This window comes from Citrobacter sp. RHBSTW-01013, assembly GCF_013781985.1.
GTDB classification, from domain to species: Bacteria; Pseudomonadota; Gammaproteobacteria; order Enterobacterales; family Enterobacteriaceae; genus Citrobacter; species Citrobacter braakii.
The window spans coordinates 2059884-2080904 of the sequence record NZ_CP056185.1; the positions used below are offsets into that span (position 1 = coordinate 2059884).

24 protein-coding genes and 1 riboswitch are annotated in these 21021 nt (G+C 53.8%); of the genes, 17 read left to right on the top strand and 7 right to left on the bottom strand.

Annotated features, from left to right (window positions below; all coding sequences use genetic code 11):
• Positions 1-12 precede the first annotated feature (12 nt).
• Genes HV350_RS09920 through pduA form a run of 7 tightly spaced genes read right to left on the bottom strand, consistent with a single transcriptional unit; the run spans position 13 to position 6195 of the window.
• Positions 13-363 (bottom strand): glycerol dehydratase reactivase beta/small subunit family protein, encoded by a 351-nt coding sequence (locus HV350_RS09920; RefSeq protein ID WP_181630390.1) that lies wholly within the window; start codon positions 361-363, stop codon positions 13-15.
• Positions 353-2185, bottom strand: a complete 1833-nt coding sequence (locus tag HV350_RS09925) for a diol dehydratase reactivase subunit alpha (RefSeq protein WP_019077098.1) — start codon at positions 2183-2185, stop codon at positions 353-355. The genes HV350_RS09920 and HV350_RS09925 overlap by 11 nt, the downstream gene beginning before the upstream one ends.
• A gap of 15 nt (positions 2186-2200) precedes the next feature.
• A complete protein-coding gene (pduE, locus tag HV350_RS09930) occupies positions 2201-2719 on the bottom strand; it encodes a propanediol dehydratase small subunit PduE (RefSeq protein ID WP_049040279.1) in 519 nt (172 codons plus the stop codon).
• A 14-nt stretch (positions 2720-2733) separates the two neighbouring features.
• Positions 2734-3408: a propanediol dehydratase medium subunit PduD gene (pduD, locus tag HV350_RS09935; protein ID WP_003844241.1), complete on the bottom strand. Its 675-nt coding sequence runs from the start codon at positions 3406-3408 to the stop codon at positions 2734-2736.
• 10 nt (positions 3409-3418) lie between these two features.
• The gene (gene pduC / locus HV350_RS09940) at positions 3419-5083 is read right to left on the bottom strand and encodes a propanediol dehydratase large subunit PduC (protein ID WP_111465408.1); all 1665 of its coding nucleotides are present in this window, start codon (positions 5081-5083) and stop codon (positions 3419-3421) included.
• A gap of 18 nt (positions 5084-5101) precedes the next feature.
• Positions 5102-5914 (bottom strand): propanediol utilization microcompartment protein PduB, encoded by an 813-nt coding sequence (gene pduB, locus HV350_RS09945; RefSeq protein WP_016153528.1) that lies wholly within the window; start codon positions 5912-5914, stop codon positions 5102-5104.
• Positions 5914-6195, bottom strand: coding sequence for a propanediol utilization microcompartment protein PduA (gene pduA / locus HV350_RS09950; RefSeq protein ID WP_003030255.1), 282 nt, complete (start codon positions 6193-6195; stop codon positions 5914-5916). The genes pduB and pduA overlap by 1 nt, the downstream gene beginning before the upstream one ends.
• Positions 6196-6720: 525 nt before the next feature.
• Here pduA and pduF point away from each other — a divergent pair.
• From pduF to HV350_RS10035, 17 genes are all read left to right on the top strand, one after another.
• On the top strand, positions 6721-7530 hold the full coding sequence (gene pduF, locus HV350_RS09955) for a propanediol diffusion facilitator PduF (RefSeq protein WP_181630392.1): 810 nt from the start codon (positions 6721-6723) through the stop codon (positions 7528-7530).
• A 201-nt stretch (positions 7531-7731) separates the two neighbouring features.
• Positions 7732-8643 (top strand): regulatory protein PocR, encoded by a 912-nt coding sequence (gene pocR, locus HV350_RS09960; RefSeq protein WP_181547954.1) that lies wholly within the window; start codon positions 7732-7734, stop codon positions 8641-8643.
• Between the two features lie 332 nt (positions 8644-8975).
• Positions 8976-9151, top strand: a riboswitch (cobalamin riboswitch).
• A gap of 87 nt (positions 9152-9238) precedes the next feature.
• Positions 9239-10618: a cobyrinate a,c-diamide synthase gene (locus HV350_RS09965; protein WP_181630394.1), complete on the top strand. Its 1380-nt coding sequence runs from the start codon at positions 9239-9241 to the stop codon at positions 10616-10618.
• Complete coding sequence (gene cbiB / locus HV350_RS09970; protein WP_181630396.1) at positions 10615-11574, top strand: adenosylcobinamide-phosphate synthase CbiB; 960 nt, start codon at positions 10615-10617, stop codon at positions 11572-11574. Before HV350_RS09965 ends, cbiB begins: the two co-directional genes overlap by 4 nt.
• A gap of 10 nt (positions 11575-11584) precedes the next feature.
• Positions 11585-12217, top strand: coding sequence for a cobalt-precorrin-8 methylmutase (locus HV350_RS09975; protein WP_008785140.1), 633 nt, complete (start codon positions 11585-11587; stop codon positions 12215-12217).
• Entirely contained in the window at positions 12214-13350 is a 1137-nt protein-coding gene (cbiD, locus tag HV350_RS09980) for a cobalt-precorrin-5B (C(1))-methyltransferase CbiD (protein ID WP_016153523.1), read from the top strand. Before HV350_RS09975 ends, cbiD begins: the two co-directional genes overlap by 4 nt.
• Positions 13344-13949, top strand: a complete 606-nt coding sequence (locus HV350_RS09985) for a cobalt-precorrin-7 (C(5))-methyltransferase (RefSeq protein WP_181630397.1) — start codon at positions 13344-13346, stop codon at positions 13947-13949. The genes cbiD and HV350_RS09985 overlap by 7 nt, the downstream gene beginning before the upstream one ends.
• Entirely contained in the window at positions 13939-14508 is a 570-nt protein-coding gene (locus tag HV350_RS09990) for a decarboxylating cobalt-precorrin-6B (C(15))-methyltransferase (RefSeq protein WP_016153521.1), read from the top strand. Before HV350_RS09985 ends, HV350_RS09990 begins: the two co-directional genes overlap by 11 nt.
• Complete coding sequence (locus tag HV350_RS09995; RefSeq protein WP_053389627.1) at positions 14501-15274, top strand: cobalt-precorrin-4 methyltransferase; 774 nt, start codon at positions 14501-14503, stop codon at positions 15272-15274. The genes HV350_RS09990 and HV350_RS09995 overlap by 8 nt, the downstream gene beginning before the upstream one ends.
• Entirely contained in the window at positions 15255-16310 is a 1056-nt protein-coding gene (gene cbiG, locus HV350_RS10000) for a cobalt-precorrin 5A hydrolase (protein WP_016153520.1), read from the top strand. The genes HV350_RS09995 and cbiG overlap by 20 nt, the downstream gene beginning before the upstream one ends.
• Entirely contained in the window at positions 16310-17035 is a 726-nt protein-coding gene (locus HV350_RS10005) for a precorrin-3B C(17)-methyltransferase (protein WP_003030278.1), read from the top strand. The genes cbiG and HV350_RS10005 overlap by 1 nt, the downstream gene beginning before the upstream one ends.
• Positions 17032-17817: a cobalt-precorrin-6A reductase gene (locus tag HV350_RS10010; RefSeq protein ID WP_047357942.1), complete on the top strand. Its 786-nt coding sequence runs from the start codon at positions 17032-17034 to the stop codon at positions 17815-17817. Before HV350_RS10005 ends, HV350_RS10010 begins: the two co-directional genes overlap by 4 nt.
• Positions 17818-17827: 10 nt before the next feature.
• Positions 17828-18622 (top strand): sirohydrochlorin cobaltochelatase, encoded by a 795-nt coding sequence (locus tag HV350_RS10015; RefSeq protein WP_046275696.1) that lies wholly within the window; start codon positions 17828-17830, stop codon positions 18620-18622.
• Positions 18619-19332 carry a cobalt-factor II C(20)-methyltransferase gene (locus HV350_RS10020; RefSeq protein WP_016156863.1) on the top strand — a complete coding sequence of 238 codons (714 nt, stop codon included), beginning with the start codon at positions 18619-18621 and terminating at the stop codon, positions 19330-19332. The genes HV350_RS10015 and HV350_RS10020 overlap by 4 nt, the downstream gene beginning before the upstream one ends.
• A complete protein-coding gene (gene cbiM, locus HV350_RS10025; RefSeq protein WP_016153516.1) occupies positions 19329-20066 on the top strand; it encodes a cobalt ECF transporter S component CbiM in 738 nt (245 codons plus the stop codon). The genes HV350_RS10020 and cbiM overlap by 4 nt, the downstream gene beginning before the upstream one ends.
• 2 nt (positions 20067-20068) lie before the next feature.
• Positions 20069-20350, top strand: coding sequence for an energy-coupling factor ABC transporter substrate-binding protein (locus tag HV350_RS10030; protein WP_006683999.1), 282 nt, complete (start codon positions 20069-20071; stop codon positions 20348-20350).
• Positions 20337-21014: an energy-coupling factor ABC transporter transmembrane protein gene (locus HV350_RS10035; RefSeq protein ID WP_016156861.1), complete on the top strand. Its 678-nt coding sequence runs from the start codon at positions 20337-20339 to the stop codon at positions 21012-21014. The genes HV350_RS10030 and HV350_RS10035 overlap by 14 nt, the downstream gene beginning before the upstream one ends.
• Positions 21015-21021: the final 7 nt, after the last annotated feature.

A 21021-nucleotide genomic window follows, 5' to 3' on the forward strand; every position in this document is an offset into this window, starting at 1 on the left:
TTCTCCTGTGGGTTATGAGTGGCATTCCCGAAATGGAATGCCTTTAACCAGCCGCGCAGCGTTATTACCAATGCTGCGTCGGGCATGGTTATCTTGTTGATACGTCAGCGTAAATAGTGGCGCTGATGTGGGTAAGTTTTTATAGTGCACGACCAGTTTTTCGCGACTACAGCCAATGCCAACCAGCAGCGGCGAGTGGCAAGCCGCCAGCCATGCGTTGTGGATAACGTCAGTTGACGAGCTCTCCTGAATCACAAAGGGGATCCCTTCTTCTTCAATACCCAGCAGCACATCACTCCAGACGTCAGTGCATCCAGCAGTGGCGAAGATAACGATGGCTGGCGTGGTGAGATTACTTTCCATGAGCGAATGCCTTGTACCAGGAGAGAATCAGCCCTGTCGCGACCGCGTTGCGCGGACCTTCGGTGCCACGAATGTTGCCGCGCCCGGCAACCAGGCGATAGTGTGCCAGCGCATCGGTGACCAGTTGCGGAACTTCAAAGTCCAGGGATGAGCCGCCAACCAGCACCACAAAGGGAATATCCCGAATGTTCCCGGTCGGACTCACCTGACGTAGCGCTCTGAGTGCGTTGGTGACGAAAACGCGTTCCTTAGCGCTGCGGCGAATGGCCCGGACTTTCTCCAGCGCCAGTTCGCCTGGCAGTGGCACCAGTTCATCGGGTTTTACTACGCATACGCGGGCAAAAACCGTTGGCGGGAGAGGTGTAGGGAAGAACTGGACGCTGCCATCTTCGTGGCGAAGATGGAACAAGCTCTCGACTTTCGCCAGCGGGTACTTTTTGATCTCTTCAGCGAGATAACGGTCTTCCAGCCCCAGTTCACGGGCAATAATCATCGTGACCATATCGCCCGCACCCGCCAGGTGCGTGGCAATAATTTCGCCTTTCGGGTTGATGATGGAGGCATCGGTCGATCCTGCACCGAGGTCCAGAATAGCCAGTGGCCGCGTCGTGCCGGGGGTGGTTAAGGCCCCCAGAATGGCAGCTTCGGCTTCGGCGCCGCCAACCTGGACGTCAATGTTGAGCTTTTGCGTGATTTCCTGAGCAATCATCGCCATTTGCAGGCGGTCTGATTTCACCATGGAAGCAATGCCGACAGCTTGTTCCAGCGAGAACTCACCGGCTAGCCCGCCGGTCACGCTGACGGGAACCGAGGTATCGACTGCCAGCAGGTCCTGAATAAAAATTTCGTGGCTGGGTTTGTTAGTTAATTCAGCCATTGTCTGGCGCACATGCTCCAGCATGCCGCCAATATTGGTCCCAGCCTCTCCGGTGACGTTATCCAGTTTCGGGCATTCACCAACCGCTTTCATAATCGCTTCAGCGCCAGCTGCAACGTCGACCCGTACGGTACGACCCTGCGACTGTAGCTCCAGATTTCCGGCAGGAATGGCTCGTGCTTTCACATCACCTGACGGTGTTTTCACGACCACGGCAGAACGGTTGCCGATCAGCGCCCGCGCCATCGGGACAATGTTTTTAGTCTCGTCGGCGTTGAGGCCAAAAACGGTCGCAATCCCGTAAGGGTTAGAAAGCGTTTCAATGACTTTTCCTGGAATCGCGACCTCAATGGCAGCCAGCATACCTAACGGGATGCGGTCGATATGAAGGACTTCATCGACGATAGGCAAGGGGTGGGTCAGACGATTACTGACCAACACGCCATCGTCCTGCTGCAAAATAACGCCAGTTAACTGGTATCCGGCGCGGACGGAGGCATTAATCATCGTGGCGACATCGGCGAAATCAAATGCCGATGACACCACCAGAATATAGGGCGTATCCGCCGGACGGCTGAGCAGGTCTTCCGGCGTAATAGTGACGCCAACGCCTAATCCGACGCCGCCCGGCGTTTTAGGGTTATGGCCGATCATGGTGGATTCAGTGATGATGGTTTCGGTTATCGTTTCCATCGCGACGTCGCCAATGACCGGGGTGGCTTCGTTAATACGGATTAGCGAAATATCGCTGACATTGATACCGGCATTTTTTGCTGCCAGCGAAAGTGCCTCCTGAATACCAAACACATTACGTAATGTGCCTTTAATTCCGGTGGTTTCTGCCAGCGCGCTGCCGGTGATGCTCAGTGCGCCAGACTCATCGAGGGTAGCCAGAGCGACTTCCGTTGATGAGTTGCCTATGTCAATGCCAGCTATATATCGCATGATCCTGTCCCTGAGTTAGTCGTCGCCTTTGAGTTTTTTACGCTCAACGTACAGCGCTGCCGCTTCACGAACGAAAGCTGCACAGATCTTTGCCTGATAACGATTTTCGAGATCGTCGGCGATGGCCATCAGCTCATCTTTCGTTGAGCGGTATGGGCGCAGCGCGTTGTAGATCTCAAGAATGCGATCGTCAGGTACAGCGGTTAGCTCAGCGGCGCGCTCGAAGTTCATCGCCAGTCTGTCACGTCCGGCATCTTTGGCGATTTCCGCCTGAAGGCGCAGCGTTTCAGGGGTGATGCGCATGTCCTGCGCCGTCACTTTGTTGCTCAGAACATTTTCGAGCGTGAAGTCATCCAGAGTTTTGTTGGTTGCGGTTTTTACCCACTCAGGATGTTTATTCGCGAGAGGGTAATCCGTGACTTTCGCGGTATGTGCTGATGAACTCGCCGCGACCGGCGTCGCGGGCTCGCCTTGCAGGCTGTTCATCCGGCTCAGCACATCCCGAACCATCGATTCAATTGCGTCGGTATTCATGGAGTTATCCTTTATCAAAGCGCCACGCGCAGTTCCTGCGGGTTTTTGCCCGTCACGACGTATTTGGTCTCTTTAATGTGCAGAATGGCCGATTTCGCCTGGTACTTAGGACGAGCCATCTGGTCATTCAGAGTAGGGACCGGTTGCGGAGATTCACGCTTGGCATAACGCGCGGCGTTTTTACCGATCTGACGATAGGTTTCCAGCGTCAGAAGCGGTGCCTGAGGGAACAGCTCCAGGTTAGAAAGCGGCGGTAACCCCTGCTGGTGGATAACCGTGGTGCCTTTTGACTGGATGCCGATAGAGATCCCGGAACCGCTCAGACGGTTACCTTCCACGGCGACAAATGCCACATCGGAGGATTTAAAGCAGCGGATAACGCGCGCTTTAATGCCTTCTTCTTCAATACCCGCAATCACTTCGCGCAAGATGTTCTTATGCGGGATCCCTACGATATTGACGGTTTGCGACAGTCCAAACGCGGGACCTACGGCAATAATCACTTCGTCCTGCTGCTGGCCTTGTTTGGCTTCGCCAATCTCGGTCAGAAAGCTGTCGCCCTGCGCCGCTGCAGCCTGTGGTGCGCTAGCCGCTGTCGATGCGCGGAATGAGACGGGTTTGTCGCTGGTTTGCATTTCAGACAGTACGTCTTCAATTATCTGGCGCAGCAGCTTTTCATTGATTTCCATTTTTCACCCCTTAGCCAAGTTCGTTGGGATCAAGTGCGCCAGGGATGTTTTTGATCTCTTCCCAGCGTTCGCCTTGTAGGCGATAACCTGTTGCCGGACCGGCATAGTCATTGACGTCATTTACTGCGGATAGCACCTGTCCGTCGCCAACGATAATGGCGGAGGTATGCAGATAATCCCCGGTTAACTTGGCTTTCTGGATGTTGAGCATGTCCTGAGCGACATCGGTAAACCCGCCCTGAGCAAGGGCTTTCACCACTTCCAGACCGTTACGGTTTTTATTGATGATCTCTTGCGCAAACTTGATATCTTCAACGATGTTTCGCTCCGGCATATCTTTCGAACCGTGGGCGTAAGTCGCCGCTTCCACTTCTTCATCAGTGATTGGCGGTAATCCCATCCCGGCAAAGACGGCCTGCAGTGCACGTGCCGCTTTATTACGAATGGCGATAACGTCTTCTTCACGAACCGGACGCAGACCCCCATCTACCTTGAGGTCTCGCTGGAGAACGTTGTAGTCGTCAAAATCTTCGGCATCCTCGTTCGAGCCCGCAAACATGTTGTCGTAGTTCGGTACAGCGGAATAACCGGAAGAGATGAAGTCAGTACCCGGCAGGAACTGCATCAGCAGGCGGGCAGTACGACGCATATCCGAGTGGGTAAAGGTTTGGTCGTTACTGGAGGCACACTCCAGATCCAGGGAGGAACAGATCAGGTTTTCAGCTAACACCGCACGAATGCCTGATGGCACAGCGGAAGGCACGCCGATGCAGCTTACTGAACCATTTTGTAAACCCTGTACGCCAGCGGCTTTGGTGATGTAAATACAGCGGGCTTCAAGGTAAAGCATCGATTTACCTTCGGCGTAACCCATCTGAACTTCTGAGCCAGAACCGGAGGTAAAGCGCATTTTCAGACCGCGTGAGGCGTAGGAAGAGGCGAGGAAACCTTTCGACCATGGCGTGTCATCGCCGTCGGTAAAGACGGGTTCAGTACCATAGACAGAGATGGTTTCCGCGTAACAGGTGTGGCCTAACATACCGAGTTTAAGTTCGGTCGCTTCTTCCAGCGAGCACTGGGTTAATACGCCAGGGCGCCCAACCTGTGAGCCGACTAACAGCGCAATGGCGTTAAAGGGTGCATAACGCGCAACGGCAACCGTCGTTTCCTGTTCGTCAAATCCGCGCCAGGCGCCTTCAGCCGCATCAGCGGCAATCTGCACCGGATTATCTTTAACGTTAGTGACGTGCGCCTGCTGAGACGGTGTACGACGAGCACGCATTTTCTGCATGGCCATCATCATCTCAACGACGTTCATATGGGACACCACTTCGACAATTTTTGCCGGGGTCATTGCGGTGGTCAGCGGCACAATGTCTTTGCGCTTCACGTTAGGGTCGCAAAGCATATTGGCAAGTTTTACTGAGTCCATCGCCATGACTTCTTCAGCGCGCGCCAGGTTAATGCCATAGCGGGCAATGAAATGGTCAATTAAGTCAAATTCACTGGCGGATTTGCCGTCCAGTTCTGTGACTGTACCGTTGATGATTTTAATCGACGGTTTAGGGTCGTTCGGGCTTTCCATCGCAATGAAGCCTTCTTCGATCCACTCCTTAACGAAGCCATCCTGATTCACAGGGCGCTTCGCCAGTGCTTCAAATCTTTTCGATCTCATGAATCAGCCTCACTGATATCAGATGTAGGACGGACGATCGTTTTTCGGTTCTGAGCCGAGGGTCCCGAGTACGGTTTTACCGATTTCGCGGGCGGAGATAACGGCCTGACGCACAGCGCCGGAATCGCCTGAAATGACCAGAATGGCTTCGTTACTGAAGCTGGTGCCATGGGCAGGGGAGCTGTAGGCCACAACTTCCACGTTGGCGGATTTCAGCGCAGTATCAGCCATCAGGACACCAACGGATGCCGGGGCGCCGACGATCACGCCACAGGCACGGCCAATCGGTGCACCAAAGGCTTTTTCCAGCGCGTAGCTGGCGCGTGCGGTGTATTGCATTTCGATGTGACCGGCTTCGTTGGCATACACATCGCCAAAGGTGCGATCCAGTTCTTTCAGCGCAACCTCAATTCCGCGTTTCACGTCGGAAACATCGTTGCCACCGAGAATAATCAGCGAACCGTGACCCGCGCCGCCTTTGGTATCACGTGGCAACTCAATACTGACGACTTCAGTATTGGTGGCTTTTACCGCTTCATCTGCGGCCATGATGTGCGGGCCTGCACCAGTACGCGCGCCAAGGATGCCAATGGAGCGATACCGTTTTTCAAGTTTCATTGCGTCCAGTAGGGCGCTGTCCACGTTGGCGATTACCAGACCGACGGTGTCGCCAATCGCAGTACCGACAAACTCCGTTAAACTGCAGCTTTTCTCTGCCATAGCCGTTTCTCGTGTTGGAGGATTATTTTCAGGGATAGCCTGCTGTTCCGGCGTTGCCACGCGAGCAATCACCTGCGCCATGATCTGATCAACCAGCTCATTGCTGCTCATTAGCTAATTCCCTTCGGTAAGATTTTTTCTACATCGGTGTGAGGGCGTGGGATGACGTGTACGGCTTTCACTTCTCCCACATTACGTGCTGCGGCGGCACCTGCATCTGTTGCTGCTTTGACTGCGCCAACATCGCCGCGGACAATGACTGTTACCAGCCCCGAACCAATTTTTTCGTAGCCGACCAGCATTACATTGGCTGACTTCACCATTGCATCTGCGGCCTCTATGGCTGCAGTCAAGCCTTTGGTTTCTACCATTCCTAACGCTTCTTGTTGCATAAAGACCTCGCCTGGGTTGTCCCGATGTTCATGACTATAAAAAGAAGCGAGGAAAAAGAATGGCTGACTTGAAATTGAGAGTGAAAAAATAATAGAGGTAAGGTGATATAAAATTGCTATTAATTATTTTAACTTGTTGTTTTTAATGGGTATATTAAGTTTCATTAATATGATTATTTAGTTATGCTAGCTCCACATTTACACTTTTTCTGGTGACATTATAAATATCATTTGCTATGCGAAAAAAATGAAATTGTGATGGTGGTTTGAAAACGGATTTCTGCTAATAGCAATATTTTATTGTTTTGAAAATGTCCGTGTAATACGCGAAATCCCGATTGTCTCTAATGTTTTAATAAAGTGCGTAGCAAGAATTTGCTATTGCGCCACGATTTTAAAGGGCAAGCTATCCGCAGAATGCCAACAATTTGCTGATACGGCCTTTTATAGTAAGCCTCGAAGTATTCTACTTGCCAGTAAGGAGTCCGCTGGTAAAGACACGAACTCTGCTTAGAAGGTGTCACAATGAACGATTCACTAAAAGCGCAATGCATTGCTGAGTTTTTGGGTACCGGGCTGTTTTTGTTTTTTGGTATTGGCTGCCTGAGCGCTCTGAAAGTCGCAGGTGCCAGCCTGGGATTGTGGGAGATCTGCATCATTTGGGGACTGGGGATCTCGCTTGCAGTCTACCTGACGGCCGGGATTTCTGGCGCGCATCTCAACCCTGCTATCACCATCGCACTGTGGCTGTTTGCCTGTTTTCCGGGGCGCAAAGTATTACCTTACACTGTGGCGCAGGTCGCGGGGGCCTTTGGTGGCGCTTTGCTGGCTTATTTGCTCTACGGCAGTCTGTTTACCGAGTATGAGTCGGCCCACCAGATGGTGCGCGGCAGTCTGGAAAGCTTGCACCTTGCCAGTATTTTTAGTACTTATCCTGCGGCGGCGCTCAGCGTCTGGCAGGCAGCGTTGGTCGAAGTGGTGATTACCTCCATTCTTATGGGGATGATCATGGCGCTGACTGACGACGGTAACGGTGTGCCTAAAGGTCCGTTGGCACCACTGCTGATTGGTATTCTGGTTGCTGTTATCGGCGCATCCACCGGTCCGCTCACCGGATTTGCGATGAATCCGGCGCGTGATTTTGGCCCTAAATTGTTTACCTGGATGGCCGGGTGGGGAGATGTTGCGATGACCGGTGGGCGTGATATCCCTTATTTCATTGTACCGATTGTGGCCCCTATCATCGGCGCGTGCGCGGGTGCAGCAATTTATCGTTATTTGATTGGCAAAAATTTACCGTGTAATACGTGTAAGCTGGACGAAAATGAGAGATAGCTTCACAGAAGAAGTTTATTTTTGAAAAGTAAAAACTGTTTTCGTGATCCGGTATCCTGAACTGCCCAAAAAGTCTCCCAAGAATGGGAGACTTTTGTTATGTTCAATTACGACTTTCATCAATGCTCAGGATGGCAGGGTGAAAATGAATGTGAATAATATGTTTTATTTATAACAATAAATTAACTGAGAGGTTTTATCATGATTTCTGCGAGTGCCCTGAACTCAGAACTCATTAATAAAATCGCACAGGATTTTGCGCAGGCCACCAGTCTGGCCGTTGTGGTTGTCAATATTCACGGTGATGAAATTTCTGAGCTTTTTAATTTCACCCCTTTTTGCCAGTTGATGCGTCAGCATCCTCAGCACAGTACCCGCTGTCGTATGAGCGATCGCTGTGGAGGGCTGGAAGCCTCTAAATCCGATCAACCCTGCATCTATCGCTGTCACGCCGGACTTACCGACTTCTCAATTCCGCTGGTCATTGCGGGGCACCTGGTAGGGTTTGTGCTTTGTGGCCAGGTACGCTTAAGTAACGATGTTGGTTTGGTTGATATTCTGAATGTAGATGACCGCTGGCAAGCCGATCCCGAACTGGTCAACGAGTTTCGTAATGTACCGGAAATGGACTATTCGCGAGTCATCGCCTCAGCGGATCTGCTGAAGCTCATCGTAGAAAATTGCCTTAAGAAACAACTTAATTTTGTGGTTATCAAAGATAACCCGCAGCAGTCAGAGCCGGTACGCGCTAACCGCAGCACCAATCCTCATGACAGCAAAATGAAAAAAGCACTGCGTTATATTGATGCGCATCTATCAGACGAATTGCGTCTGGAGGATGTCGCCTCTCATGTTTACCTTAGCCCTTACTATTTCAGCAAATTGTTCAAAAAATATCATGGTATCGGTTTTAACGCATGGGTAAACCAGCAGCGAATGGCCAGTGCAAAAGAGCTGCTTTGGCACAGTGACTGGAGCATAGCCAGCATTGCGCGTAATTTAGGATTTTCGCAAACCAGTTATTTTTGCAAAGTTTTTCGTCAAACGTATCAGGTCACGCCGCAGGCATTTCGCCAACAAATAAATGTCATTTCACGTGGCGAATCCGCTTAAATGGCAATATTTTGCTATTGCCGAATTTTGATATAGGGCGCTATGCCAGTCATTATAAAATGAAAAGTAGCGACAGCAGTCAATAAATTGTCATAGCGCAACAAAATAATAGTATTAGAGGGATAAACTGCACCAGTTTTTATTTTTGTGATGAGATACAGTGTCTCTGTGAATGACTTTCTTTATTCTTTGTTGGCACTTTCATTCAGAATGCGAGCATATGAATAAGTGGGTTTATGCCAGGTAATTGGTTGAATGAACCCGGCAAGATATTAAATTGAATTATTGTCATGAGGTCGTGAATTTACCTCATAACAGAGAGCTTAATTAATCAGGCTCTTGAACTGACAGGTTTGCCACATTTGTGGTAGGGAAGGGGGTGAGAATCCCCCGCAGCCCCCGCTGCTGTGATGCTGACGACCCCGTATTGACCACTGATCGCAAGATTGGGAAGGACGGGTGAGGATGACGCTAAGCCAGAAGACCTGCCTGTCAGTGACTACCAACAACTTCGGTGGGAAGTGGGTGGTTCAGATGCATACAGTCGAGAGACTGGGTATCTTTACACCCCTACCACCCTGAACAGGATCAGGGTATGGCGGCCAATTTTCACGCTTTTGTTCTTGCAGGTACCGGAAGCGGCTGTGGTAAAACCACGGTGACGCTGGGCTTGTTGAGCTTGTTGAAAAAACGCGGTTTACGCGTCCAGCCTTGCAAAGTAGGCCCCGATTACCTTGATACCGGCTGGCATACCGCGGTATGCGGCACTGCTTCCCGCAATCTTGATAGCTTCATGCTTCCCGTCCCCACCCTGAATGCTTTATTTCGCGAGCACATGCAACATGCGGATATCGCCGTTATTGAAGGCGTTATGGGGTTGTATGACGGATACGGCACCGACCCAAACTACTGCAGCACCGCCGCGATGGCCAAACAGTTAGGCTGTCCGGTTATCCTACTGGTTGATGGCAAAGCCGTTTCCACCTCGATCGCCGCGACGGTAATGGGGTTTCAGCATTTTGATCCAACCCTGAATATTGCCGGCGTTATTGTTAACCGGGTTAACAGCGAAACGCATTACCAGCTCCTGAAAGTGGCGATTGAGCGTTACTGCGCTGTACCCGTCTTAGGCTACGTTCCCCGTATGGAAGGCGTTGCGCTTCCTGAGCGTCATCTGGGTTTGGTTACCGCGCGTGAGTCGGTTATCAACCAGCAGCCGTGGCAGGCGTTTGCCGCGACGCTGGAGCAAACCCTTGATATCGACGCGCTGTTGAGATTAAGCCAGTTAAACACGCTTCCTGCGGGTGAATGGCCAGCGCTGCCCGCCGCAGACGCCGGGGCAGGGCTAACGCTTGCCATCGCCGATGACGAAGCGTTCAATTTCTACTACCCGGACAACATTACGCTACTGGAGCGCACGGGGCTTAAGATTGTCCGTTTTAGCCCGTTGCACGACACCTGTTTACCCGACTGTCAGATGATCTGGCTGGGGGGCGGATATCCTGAGTTACATGCTGCGGCGTTGGCCCGTAATATTGCAATGCTTAACCAACTGCGGGCGGCGCACCAGCAGGGTGTCGCGATTTATGCCGAGTGCGGGGGGCTGATGTATCTCGGCAGTTCGCTGGAAGACAGCCAGGGTGATACCTGGTTGATGGCGGATATCATTCCCGGTCACAGCAAAATGGGGAAACGTCTGACCCGATTTGGCTACTGCGAAGCGCAGGCCGCGCAGCAGACGTTGTTAGCTGCAGAAGGTGAAGTGCTGCGCGGACATGAATTCCACTACTCCGATTTTACCCCTGAAACCTCCGCGGTGATGAACTGTCGCAAAGTGCGCGATGGCAAAACGCTGCAAGCCTGGTCCGGCGGCTGGCAGGTGGGAAATACCTTTGCCAGCTATCTACACGTTCATTTTGCTCAACGTCCGCAGATGCTTAACCACTGGCTGGCAGCCGCGAGGAGCGCACTATGACCATCCTCGCGTGGTGTGTTGCCTGGCTGCTTGATTTTATCATCGGCGATCCGCAGAACTGGCCGCATCCAGTGCGCTGGATTGGCAATCTGATTTCTGCAGTGCAGCGAGTTGTTCGGCGTTACTGCCATAGCGACCGTGCGCTACGCATCGGTGGCGGGGTGATGTGGATTGTGGTGGTGGGGCTGACCTGGGTTGTGTCCTGGGGAGTACTGGCGCTGGCGCACTCTATTCATCCCTGGCTTGGGTGGGTGGTTGAGGTCTGGATGATCTTTACCGTGCTGGCCGGGCGCTGCCTGGCAAACGCCGCGCAGGATGTCGAGCGTCCGCTACGTGCCGGTAACCTTGCTGCAAGTCGGGAAAAGCTGTCATGGATTGTGGGACGCGATACCTCGCAATTACAGCCACAACAGATCAACCGCGGTGTAGTGGAAACCGTGGCTGAGAACACCGTTGATGGCATCATCGCGCCGCTGTTCTTCTTGCTCCTCGGCGGTGCGCCTCTGGCGATGGTCTACAAAGCGGTAAACACCCTTGACTCCATGGTGGGCTACAAACATGAAAAATACCGCGCTATCGGTATGGTCAGCGCTCGTCTGGACGATGTCGCAAATTATATTCCCGCGAGACTAAGTTGGCTGCTGCTGGGCGCAGCGGCATTTTTATGTCGCCAGGACGGCACGCGTGCTTTGCAGATTGGCTGGCGCGATCGCTACAACCACAGCAGCCCAAACTGCGCGTGGTCAGAAGCGTCCGTTGCCGGGGCATTAGGAATTCGTCTGGGTGGTCCTAATGACTACTTTGGCGAGCGCGTTGAGAAACCGTGGATCGGTGATGCACAACGCGACATTTCGGTAGACGACATTTCCCATACGATTCGATTGATGTGGGTGGCATCGATGCTGGCACTGGCGCTGTTTATTGCGCTGCGGTGGCTGCTGGTCGGTGTGGCCTGAGGACAACACAATGCAATATATCCAGCAACCCCAGGCGATTGAGGCCAAAAGTTTCGACATTATTGGCGAGATCATCCGTGAAACCCGCCCGGACTATCAGTTTGCCAGCCCGTTACATGAAGCCATTATCAAGCGGGTCATTCACACGACAGCGGATTTCGACTGGCTGGACATTCTGTGGTTTTCCAGTGATGTGCTGGAGCAGTTCTGTGCGGCGCTTAGCCGTTCGAGCGTGATTTATACCGATACCACTATGGCCCTTTCCGGGATTAATAAAACGCTGCTGGCAAAATTCGGTGGCGAATGCCGCTGCTACATCAGCGACCCGCGGGTCGTGCGGACGGCAAAAGAGCAGGGCATTACCCGGTCAATGGCGGCCGTTGACATTGCGGTGAAGGAAGAGGGTGAAAAGCTGTTTGTGTTTGGCAACGCGCCGACAGCGCTGTTCCGCCTGCTTGAGCATGATGTGGCCGTGAGTGGCGTAGTTGGCGTACCGGTTGGGTTCGTCGGTGCAGAAGAGTCGAAAGATGCACTGACCCAAAGCAATCTGCCCGCCATTGCTGCGTTAGGTCGTAAAGGGGGAAGTAACGTCGCCGCCGCGATCGTCAACGCCATGCTTTATCACATGCAGGGGGCGCGATGAGCGAGTCCTTCGATACGCCTGTGTGGCACAACGGTAAAGCGCTGCGTAAAGGATATACCACGGGATCGTGCGCGACGGCGGCGGCAAAAGTGGCGGCGCTGATGGTATTGCGTCAGCACCTGATCCATCAGGTTTCTATCGTGACGCCATCAGGTGTGACGCTGTGTCTGAACGTAGAGTCACCGCATATCGAAGGACAGCAGGCGATAGCCGCCATCCGCAAAGACGGTGGCGATGATGTGGATGCCACTCACGGCATGCTGATTTTTGCCCGCGTGACGTTAAACGATAGCAAAGAGATAACCCTTCAGGGCGGGGAAGGCGTCGGCACGGTAACCCGCAAAGGGATCGGCCTGCCGGTGGGCAGTTCGGCGATTAATCGCACACCTCGCCAGACCATTGAGTCTGCGGTTCGTGAGGCGATTGGTCCGAATCGTGGGGCGCAAATTGAAATTTTCGCGCCGGAAGGCGAAGAGCGGGCACAAAAAACCTACAACTCCCGCCTTGGCATTCTGGGCGGCATTTCGATCATTGGTACGACTGGGATCGTCACGCCGATGTCAGAAGAAAGCTGGAAACGTTCACTGTCGCTGGAACTGGAAATTAAGCGAGCGGCGGGGCTGGAGCGTGTCGTACTGGTGCCAGGAAACCACGGCGAACGTTTTGTGCGTGAGCAGATGGGGATCGACACCCAGGTTGTGGTCACTATGAGCAATTTTGTCGGCTACATGATTGAAGAAGCCGTCCGTCTGGGGTTCCGACAAATTGTGCTGGTGGGACACCCTGGTAAGCTCGTCAAAATTGCGGCGGGGATCTTTCATACCCACAGCCATATTGCCGATGCTCGCATGGAAACGCTGGTGGCCCACCTCGCGTTACTGGGTGCGCCGCTGGAACTGCTCACGCTGGTCAGCGACTGCGATACCACCGAGGCGGCGATGGAACACATAGAAGCATACGGTTTTCAGCACATTTACAACCATCTGGCTAAGCGCATCTGTATGCGCGTCCTGCAAACGTTGCGCTTTACCAAAAATCCCCCGACCTGTGACGCCATCATGTTCTCTTTTGATAATCAGGTGCTTGGAAGTAATCGCCCGGTCGCAGAGATTGCTGAGGAGATGCAATGTTAACCGTTGTAGGGATGGGACCAGCCGGTTTGCATTTGATGACGCCTGCGGCGCGTGAAGCGGTCGCAACGGCTGATGTTCTGGTCGGTGGAAAGCGGCATTTGCAGCAATTCCCGGATTTTACCGGTGAACAGTTTGTTCTCGGCGTCAATATTCTCGAACTTTTGAACTGGATTTGCGCGCACCAGGAGCAACGCGTTGTGGTGCTGGCATCTGGCGATCCGCTGTTTTACGGCATCGGGACGCGCATGGTGGCGCATTTCGGTATTGAAAATGTGCGCATTATCCCCGGTATTAGCGCGGTGCAGTACCTGTGTGCGCAGTCCGGTATTGATATGAACGATATGTGGCTGACCAGTAGCCATGGTCGCAGCGTCTGTTTCGATGAACTGGCGCGACATAACAAGGTGGCGATGGTGACAGATGCGCAGTGTGGCCCGCGTGAAATTGCGCAGCAGCTCATTGCACGAGGCAAGGGACATCGCTGGATGGTGATTGGCGAAAACCTGGCAATGGAAAACGAACGGATCCATTTCCTGCCTGTGAGCGAAGTTAACGCCGACTATGACATGAATGCAGTGGTGATCCTTGATGAAAGATGAGCTGTTTTTACGTGGAGAGAAAGTGCCGATGACCAAAGAAGCGGTACGTGCACTTGCCCTCTCAAAACTTGAATTACACCGCGCCAGTCACCTGATTGATATTGGCGCGGGAACCGGCAGCGTGTCGATAGAAGCCGCGCTGCAATACCCTGGATTGCGCGTGACGGCAATCGAGCGTAACCCGGCGGCGCTCAGGTTGCTGGATGAAAACCGCCAGCATTTTGCCTGTGCAAACATCGACATTTTTCCCGGTGTTGCGCCGATGACCATCGCTGAAAAAGCCGATGCCATTTTCATGGGCGGCAGCGGTGGCCATTTGACTGAACTGATTGACTGGTCAATGCGTCAATTGCATCCCGCAGGGCGGCTGGTGATGACATTCATCCTCCAGGAAAACCTCAACACCGCGCTGGCACATCTGGACCATCTTGGCGTACCGGGAGTGGATTGCCTGCAGCTACAGGTTTCCTCGCTTACCACGCTTGGCAGTGGTCACTATTTCAAACCGAATAACCCCGTATTTGTTATCGCCTGTCAGAAGGAAGGAAACCATGTCTGAGATTTTTGATCCCCGTAGCGTGTGGTTTGTTGGCGCAGGTCCTGGCGATCGCGAGCTGATTACCCTCAAAGGTTACCGGTTGCTACAGCAGGCGCAGGTTGTTATCTACGCCGGATCGCTGATTAACATCGAACTGCTGGAATATTGTCCTGCTGGTGCTGAATGCCACGACAGCGCTGAACTGCATCTGGAGCAGATCCTTGATCTGATGGAAGCCGGAGTGAAAGCGGGTAAGACCGTGGTGCGTCTGCAAACCGGCGATGTTTCGCTGTACGGTTCCGTGCGCGAGCAGGGCGAGGAACTGACCAAACGCGGGATTGACTGGCAGGTGGTGCCGGGTGTCAGCGCATTCCTTGGTGCGGCGGCGGAGTTGGGCGTTGAGTATACCGTGCCTGAGGTCTCACAGAGCCTGATCATTACCCGCCTGGAAGGACGCACGCCGGTGCCGGAGCGCGAACAGCTGGAGTCATTTGCCAGTCACCAGACATCTATGGCGATTTATCTGTCCGTTCAGCGTATTCATCGTGTGGCCGAGCGTTTGATTGAAGGCGGTTATCCGGCGACCACGCCCGTGGCGGTGATCTACAAGGCAACCTGGCCGGAAAGCCAGACTGTGCGCGGTACCCTGGCGGATATTGGCGACAAGGTTCGTGATGCGGGCATCCGTAAAACGGCCCTTATTCTGGTCGGTAATTTCCTGGGCTCGGAGTATCACTACTCCAAACTCTATGCGGCGGACTTTAGCCATGAATACCGTAAAGCCTGAGTCAATTGCGCTTTTTTGCCTGACCCCGGGAGGCGTTACGCTGGCAAAACGTCTGGCGGCCATGCTGCCGGTCACCTGTTTTACCAGTGAAAAGCTGCTGGAGGAGGGATTCATTCCTTTCGAAAACGGCTTTGCGAATACCGCCCGCGAAGCGTTTGCGAATTACTCGGCGCTGATTTTTATCGGTGCGACCGGCATTGCGGTGCGCGTGCTGGCCCCGCTGGTTAACGACAAATTTTGCGATCCGGCGGTGGTGGTCATTGATGAACGCGCCCAGCATGTCATCAGCCTGCTCTCCGGTCACGCGGGCGGTGCCAATGCGCTGGCGCGGTATCTGGCGGGCATGTTGGGCGCCGATCCGGTGATCACCACTGCGACGGATGTCAACGATATGGCGGCACTGGATACGCTGGCATTTCAACTGAATGCCCGGATGAGTGATTTCCGTTCGGCGGTGAAGATCGTTAATCAGATGCTGGTCAGTAATAAGCGGGTAGGGCTGTGGTGGGATGATGAACTGACGCAGGATGTCAGTCATTGCGACCGGCGCGGATTTATCACGGTAACCGATCTCAATCAGCTTCCTGAACTGGATGCGCTGGTGTGTATCACCTTACGCACCAATTTGCCCGATCTGCCTGTTCCTCACTGGAAGCTGGTGCCACAACGTGTTGTGGCCGGAATTGGTTGTCGTCGTGACACGCCGTTCCCGTTGCTGGCCGCGCTGCTTGCCAGGCAACTCGAAGCCCAGCAGCTCGATCCGCTGGCGCTTAAAGCGATTGGCAGTATCACGCTGAAAAAAGATGAACAGGGACTTATCCAACTGGCTTCGTGCTGTCGCGTTCCTTTCGAAACCTTTACTGCTGACGCGCTGCGTGAGCATGAACACCGTTTTCCGGCCTCATCGTTTGTTCGCAAAACGGTGGGTACAGGAAGCGTTTCCGGTCCTGCAGCCTGGCTGCTGAGCCACGGAAAACTGTTAGGCGAGACCCTGCGAGAACAGGGCGTCACTATCACTTTGGGAGTTTCACACTGATGTTAAGCGTAATTGGAATTGGCCCTGGCTCGCAGGCAATGATGACCATGGAAGCCGTTGAAGCATTGCAGGCAGCGGAAATCATCGTTGGCTATAAAACCTACACCCACCTGGTAAAAGCGTTCACTGGCGACAAGCAGGTGATCAAAACCGGGATGTGCAAAGAGATTGAACGCTGCCAGGCGGCGATCGAACTGGCGCAGGCAGGTCACAATGTGGCGCTGATCAGCAGCGGTGATGCAGGGATTTACGGTATGGCCGGGCTGGTGCTTGAGCTTGTCAGCAAGCAAAAGCTGGACGTTGAGGTCAGGCTGATCCCAGGAATGACGGCCAGCATTGCCGCCGCCTCTTTGCTGGGTGCGCCGTTGATGCACGACTTCTGCCACATCAGCTTGAGCGATCTGTTAACACCGTGGCCAGTTATCGAAAAACGCATAGTGGCTGCCGGCGAAGCAGACTTTGTAATCTGTTTCTACAACCCGCGCAGTCGGGGTCGCGAAGGTCATCTGGCGCGCGCATTTGAGCTGCTTTCTGCCAGCAAGAGCGCGCAAACGCCGGTGGGTATTGTGAAGTCAGCCGGACGTAAAAAACAGGAAAAATGGTTGACCACCCTGGGTGAAATGGACTTTGAACCGGTTGATATGACCAGCCTTGTGATCGTTGGCAACAAAACAACCTATGTTCAGGACGGCCTGATGATCACGCCACGAGGTTATGTGCTGTGAATTACGGTGATGTGTTGGTCATGGGCGGTACCAGCGATGCGCGCATGCTGTGCCAGCAACTGGACGCAGCCAATGTGGCCTACACCCTGTCAGTTGCGACCCCAACGGGGAAGCAACTGGCGGGAGATATCAAAGGTCAGGTGCGCTGCGGGCGTCTGGAGCGCGAACAAATGATTGCCTGGCTACAGGAAAATCAGACGCGCTGGGTGATAGACGCCTCGCATCCGTATGCCGAGGTGGTGAGCCGCAACATCATGAACGCCTGCGAAGCGGCGGGGGTACTGCTGAGCCGCTATCAACGTCCTGAGCAGTTGAGCGGTTTAACCCACCCGCAGCTTTATACCGTACAGAGTATTCAGCAAGCCTGCGAGGTTGCGCGCCGTTTCGGTGACCGCGTGCTGCTGACGACCGGCAGTAAAGATCTGGCTATCTGGCGCGAAGGGTTGCCTGAAAAAACGCTGCTGGCGCGCGTCCTGCCTGTACCCGAGGTTATTCAGCAATGCGCGGACCTGGGATTTGGCGTCGGTGAGATTTTTGCATTGTGCGGGCCGTTTAGCGCCGAGTTCAACGCTGCGTTTTATCGCCAGTGTCAGGCTGATGTGGTGATCACTAAGGCATCCGGTGCGGAAGGTGGTTATCAGGAAAAAGTTCAACCCTGTCTGGATGCTGGTATCCCCTGCATCGTGATTACACGTCCGGCACCGTTGGTGACGGGAGAAGAGTTACTGGAAAGTCAGGCCGCCTTTGGGGCGCGTTTAACGCGCTGGCTGGCCGCTGCTTAAGGAGTTAGAGATGAAAAAGGCGCTTCTGGTGGTCAGCTTTGGCACCAGCTATCACGACACCTGTGAGAAAAATATTGTGGCTTGCGAGCGCGATCTCGCAGCCAGTTGCCCTGACCGCGACCTGTTTCGGGCGTTTACCTCCGGGATGATTATCCGCAAGCTCAAGCAGCGCGACGGCATTGAGATCGACACGCCGCTGCAGGCGCTGCAAAAGCTGGCGGAGCAGGGGTATCAGGACGTGGCTATTCAGTCGTTGCACATTATCAACGGTGATGAATACGAAAAAATTGTCCGCGAAGTGCAAAGCATGCGCCCGCTTTTTTCTCGCCTGACGCTGGGTGTTCCGCTGCTGAGCAGCCATGACGATTACGCCCAGCTGATGCTGGCGCTGCAACAGCAAATGCCGGTGCTTGGCGAAAATGAAAAAGTGGTGTTTATGGGACACGGTGCCAGCCATCATGCCTTTGCCGCCTATGCCTGCCTCGACCATATGATGACGGCACAGCGCTACCCGGCGCGGGTTGGGGCGGTGGAAAGCTACCCGGAAGTCGATGTGCTGATTGAAAGTTTGTCTCAGGAAGGGGTGACGGCGGTGCATCTGATGCCGCTGATGTTAGTTGCTGGCGATCATGCCATCAATGATATGGCCTCTGACGAAGAGGATTCCTGGAAAACATTGTTCAATGCGGCCGGGATACCGGCTACGCCGTGGCTCAGTGGTCTGGGTGAGAATCCGGCGGTTCGCGCTATGTTCGTGGCGCATTTACAACAGGCGCTTAATGTGGCGCTGGAGGAAGCAGCATGAGCGGAAAACTGTACGCATTAAGCACCGGGCCAGGCGCTTCCGATCTTATCACCGTGCGGGCCGCACGCACGCTGGGTACGCTGGATATTCTCTATGCGCCCGCTGGGCGTAAAGGTGGCGACAGTCTGGCGCTGTCGATCGTACGTGAATATATCGGCGAGCAGACCGAAGTTCGCTGCTGCCATTTTCCTATGAGTGCTGACAGCGCCGAAAAAGAGGCAGTATGGGATGACGTTGCGGCCGCGCTGGTTCAGGAAGTCGAAGCGGGTAAGCAGGTGGGCTTTATTACACTTGGCGACGCCATGCTGTTCAGCACCTGGGTTTTTTTACTCCAGCGTATTGGCTGTCCTGACTGGTTAGAAATCGTCCCGGGCGTGACCTCTTTCGCTGCGATTGCCGCGCGGTCAAAAACGCCGCTCGCCATGGAGCAACAGTCACTGGCCGTGGTCTCCTGTACCGCGCCGGAAGCGGAAATCCAGCAGGCGTTAAAGCAGCATGACAGTCTGGTGCTGATGAAGGTATACGGTCGTTTTGCGCGCATCAAAGCGCTGCTGCAACAAGAGGGTTTGTTGGGCTGTGCATTGATGATGTCTGAAGCCACGCTGCCGGGTGAACAGTGCTGGCGTCATCTCGATGAGGTGAGCGACGATCAGCCGCTGCCTTATTTCTCGACCATTCTGGTCAATAAACAGTGGGAGTATGCACAATGAAGCTTGAACAACAGCTAAAACAACTGTCTTTCAGCGGGTTGGCTGCGGCGCTATTACTGATGGTTGTTCCTGAACAAGCGTTCGCCATGCACATAATGGAAGGTTTCTTGCCGCCGATGTGGGCGCTGGCCTGGTGGCTGCTGTTTTTGCCGTGCCTGTGGTACGGGCTGGTGCGGCTGCGCCAAATCGTGCAGGAAGATAGTCACCAAAAAGTGTTACTGGCTCTGTGCGGCGCGTTTATTTTTGTGCTGTCGGCGCTGAAAATTCCTTCTGTTACCGGAAGTTGTTCGCACCCTACCGGGGTAGGCCTGGCGGTTATCCTGTTTGGACCGGGCGTGGTGGCAATCCTTGGGGCAATCGTCCTGCTGTTCCAGGCACTGTTACTGGCGCACGGTGGTTTGACAACGCTTGGCGCTAACGGAATGTCGATGGCGGTGATTGGCCCGGTAGTGGGTTACATGGTATGGAAAATGGCCTGCCGTGCGGGGTTGCGTCGTGATGTTTGCGTCTTCCTGTGCGCGATGCTGGCGGATCTCGTCACCTATTTCGTGACCTCGGTGCAACTGGGCGTGGCGTTCCCGGACCCATCCGCCGGTGCTACGGGTTCAATCATCAAGTTCATGGGGATTTTCTGCCTGACGCAGATCCCAATTGCGATAGCGGAAGGTCTGCTCACCGTAATGATTTATGACCAGTTAACCAAACGGCAGTTGATTACCGCTCAAGGACATTAACGATGAAAAAGACGCTGATTTTGTTAGGGATGGTAGTGGCGCTGGTGATCCTGCCGTTCTTTATCAACCATGGTGGAGAGTACGGCGGCTCAGACGGTGAGGCGGAGAGTCAGATTCAGGCAATTGCCCCACATTATGAGCCGTGGTTCCAGCCCTTGTATGAACCGGCAAGCGGTGAGATTGAAAGCCTGCTGTTTACGCTCCAGGGATCGCTGGGCGCAGCCGTGATTTTCTACATTCTGGGTTACACCAAGGGCAGGCAACGCCGTGATGACCGGGCTTGACAGGCTTAGCTATCAAAGCCGCTGGTTTCATGTCTCACCCGTGCGGAAATTTCTGCTCTGGCTGATGATGATGATTCTGGCGTTTACTCTGCCCCCGTTGGGGCAGGGTATTGAGCTGTTACTGATTGCCGCGCTGAGCTGCTGGCTGCTGCGCATTTCCTTCTGGCGCTGGTGTCGCTGGATGGCATTACCGTTTGGTTTTCTGACGGTCGGCGTCGTGACCATTCTGTTTAGTTTTAGCCGCGATCCGCAGACGCTGCTGGCCAGCATCCCCGTTGGAAGCTATTGGTTAGGCGTTAGCGCGCCAGGGCTTGTCACCGCCAATGAAACCTTCTGGCGCAGCCTGGCTGCGCTGGCGGCGACGTTCTGGCTGGTCCTGAATCTGCCGTTTCCGCAATTAATTATCTTACTCAAACGCGCGCACGTTCCTCGCCTGCTCACTGAGCAGATCCTGCTAACCTGGCGCTTTATTTTTATCCTGTTAGACGAGGCGCTGGCTATTCATCGCGCACAAACGCTACGTTTTGGTTATCGTAGCTTGCCGTTGGGCTATCGCTCGCTGGCGATGCTGGTGGGATTGCTGTTTACCCGCGTGTTGATCCGCTACCAGCAAATGACCACCACACTGGATATCAAACTGTATCAGGGTGATTTTCACCTGTAAGGAAAAG

Coding starts and splice junctions, on each gene's coding strand:
- pduC (WP_111465408.1), bottom strand. CDS start 5,083: ATGAGATCGAAAAGATTTGAAGCACTGGCGAAGCGCCCTGTGAATCAG.
- HV350_RS09965 (WP_181630394.1), top strand. CDS start 9,239: ATGGCGGCCAATTTTCACGCTTTTGTTCTTGCAGGTACCGGAAGCGGC.
- HV350_RS10005 (WP_003030278.1), top strand. CDS start 16,310: ATGTTAAGCGTAATTGGAATTGGCCCTGGCTCGCAGGCAATGATGACC.
- HV350_RS09975 (WP_008785140.1), top strand. CDS start 11,585: ATGCAATATATCCAGCAACCCCAGGCGATTGAGGCCAAAAGTTTCGAC.
- cbiD (WP_016153523.1), top strand. CDS start 12,214: ATGAGCGAGTCCTTCGATACGCCTGTGTGGCACAACGGTAAAGCGCTG.
- HV350_RS09920 (WP_181630390.1), bottom strand. CDS start 363: ATGGAAAGTAATCTCACCACGCCAGCCATCGTTATCTTCGCCACTGCT.
- pocR (WP_181547954.1), top strand. CDS start 7,732: ATGATTTCTGCGAGTGCCCTGAACTCAGAACTCATTAATAAAATCGCA.
- HV350_RS09925 (WP_019077098.1), bottom strand. CDS start 2,185: ATGCGATATATAGCTGGCATTGACATAGGCAACTCATCAACGGAAGTC.
- cbiB (WP_181630396.1), top strand. CDS start 10,615: ATGACCATCCTCGCGTGGTGTGTTGCCTGGCTGCTTGATTTTATCATC.
- cbiG (WP_016153520.1), top strand. CDS start 15,255: ATGAATACCGTAAAGCCTGAGTCAATTGCGCTTTTTTGCCTGACCCCG.
- HV350_RS09990 (WP_016153521.1), top strand. CDS start 13,939: ATGAAAGATGAGCTGTTTTTACGTGGAGAGAAAGTGCCGATGACCAAA.
- pduB (WP_016153528.1), bottom strand. CDS start 5,914: ATGAGCAGCAATGAGCTGGTTGATCAGATCATGGCGCAGGTGATTGCT.
- HV350_RS10020 (WP_016156863.1), top strand. CDS start 18,619: ATGAGCGGAAAACTGTACGCATTAAGCACCGGGCCAGGCGCTTCCGAT.
- pduD (WP_003844241.1), bottom strand. CDS start 3,408: ATGGAAATCAATGAAAAGCTGCTGCGCCAGATAATTGAAGACGTACTG.
- pduE (WP_049040279.1), bottom strand. CDS start 2,719: ATGAATACCGACGCAATTGAATCGATGGTTCGGGATGTGCTGAGCCGG.
- cbiM (WP_016153516.1), top strand. CDS start 19,329: ATGAAGCTTGAACAACAGCTAAAACAACTGTCTTTCAGCGGGTTGGCT.
- HV350_RS10015 (WP_046275696.1), top strand. CDS start 17,828: ATGAAAAAGGCGCTTCTGGTGGTCAGCTTTGGCACCAGCTATCACGAC.
- pduA (WP_003030255.1), bottom strand. CDS start 6,195: ATGCAACAAGAAGCGTTAGGAATGGTAGAAACCAAAGGCTTGACTGCA.
- HV350_RS10030 (WP_006683999.1), top strand. CDS start 20,069: ATGAAAAAGACGCTGATTTTGTTAGGGATGGTAGTGGCGCTGGTGATC.
- HV350_RS09995 (WP_053389627.1), top strand. CDS start 14,501: ATGTCTGAGATTTTTGATCCCCGTAGCGTGTGGTTTGTTGGCGCAGGT.
- pduF (WP_181630392.1), top strand. CDS start 6,721: ATGAACGATTCACTAAAAGCGCAATGCATTGCTGAGTTTTTGGGTACC.
- HV350_RS09985 (WP_181630397.1), top strand. CDS start 13,344: ATGTTAACCGTTGTAGGGATGGGACCAGCCGGTTTGCATTTGATGACG.
- HV350_RS10035 (WP_016156861.1), top strand. CDS start 20,337: ATGACCGGGCTTGACAGGCTTAGCTATCAAAGCCGCTGGTTTCATGTC.